Annotated in this window: 3 protein-coding genes; all 3 read right to left on the bottom strand. The window is 36.5% G+C overall.

Annotation, left to right across the window (positions count from 1 at the left end):
* Positions 1-455: glycerophosphoryl diester phosphodiesterase membrane domain-containing protein (locus SORDD16_RS04505; protein ID WP_241733981.1), on the bottom strand; the 455-nt coding region annotated here is incomplete at its 3' end.
* An 8-nt stretch (positions 456-463) separates the two neighbouring features.
* On the bottom strand, positions 464-1057 hold the full coding sequence (locus tag SORDD16_RS04500) for a 3'-5' exonuclease (protein ID WP_061452530.1): 594 nt from the start codon (positions 1055-1057) through the stop codon (positions 464-466).
* 81 nt (positions 1058-1138) lie between these two features.
* Positions 1139-1288 (bottom strand): DUF536 domain-containing protein (locus SORDD16_RS10585; protein ID WP_128973471.1); only part of this gene is annotated, 150 nt, incomplete at its 5' end.

Raw genomic sequence — 1288 nt, 5'->3', positions numbered from 1 at the left:
TAAATTTTTAGAATTTTCCGTATAAAAGGAAAGAGCATGGCCACATAGAAGAAAACAAAAGCCATCTTACAGAAGCTCAAGCGTTTCACAAATAGAAAACTCTGATGAAATACTTTACGACTGTATTCAATTAAGGTTCTCTTTTCATGATAAAGGAGATGACGTGCTCCAATAAAGAGGAGGCAAATTTGAAAATAAGCCACCAAAAGATTGATTGCTATCAAAAAGAGAAAGGCCAGACTGATTAAAGGAGAACTCGTGATAATGGCAAAAATATTATTGTAAGAAATAAACAAATAGCCTGTTTGGCTGAGTAAAAGACCAGCAAGCCAAGAATTGAGAGGTAGCCATAGATATTCCACCATCATGAAAATTAAGAAAAAGAGGAAAAGAACTTTGTCTAGGTTGAGGTAAATTTTCCTAAAACCTAGTTTTTTAGGTTTTTCAGGTTTCATAAGCACTCCTAGTCTAGAAATTGAGATAAGTCTAGCCCACCAAAGGGATTCATGGATAGATGATTACTCTGTTCTTCTAATAATAGTTTTCCTTCGTCAGACTCCAGAAAGGATTCATAAACACGCGCTGTCATGCGAGCATCCTCTAAACTATTATGCGATTGACCTTTAAAGCCTAAGAAATTAGCTACAGTTTGTAATTTAAGATTTGCTATGCCGTGTAGGTCAGAACTACGGCGTTCAAAAGCCTCATCATATAGATCGACCTTATACTGGTCACGATAATCAATACCATGCTCCAAGAGAATAGGCAAATCACTCTTAACTGCGTTGTAACCTACTATAGGTAAGTTGCCAACAAAAGCCTGAAAATCCTTTAAAACTCGCTCCACCATAGGAGCATCCTTTAAGGTTTCAGCTGTGATTCCAGTCAAGCCATTGATAAAACTCTTCAAAGGTGCTGTAGTATGAACATAAGAATCAAAAGCAGCACTTTCTTGTCCATCTTGAAAGCGGACTGCTGATACTTGAATTAAATGGGTCACCCCTTCGTGTTGATTAAATTCCAAATCAAAGGCAATATAGTCTCTTAATTTTTCCATCTTTTACCTCAATTACGACTCCATTTTTAGTATAAATAAGAAAAGAAGCTATTAGGTTAGTGAATAACCCAAACAGCTTCTTTATTTTCCTCCAAATAGACGAGCAAAAAAGCCTTTTTTGGTTGCCTGAACCTCTTCTTTGGCTTGATCCAACTCTAGCTTCAAGCTTTCTTGATCCTTCATAGCTTGAAGTATCAACTGTTGTTGTTGATCCAACTGTTTATCCTTCTC

This window comes from Streptococcus oralis (assembly GCF_001578945.1).
GTDB classification, from domain to species: domain Bacteria; phylum Bacillota; class Bacilli; order Lactobacillales; family Streptococcaceae; genus Streptococcus; species Streptococcus oralis_Q.
This window is presented reverse-complemented; position numbering and strand designations above follow the sequence as displayed.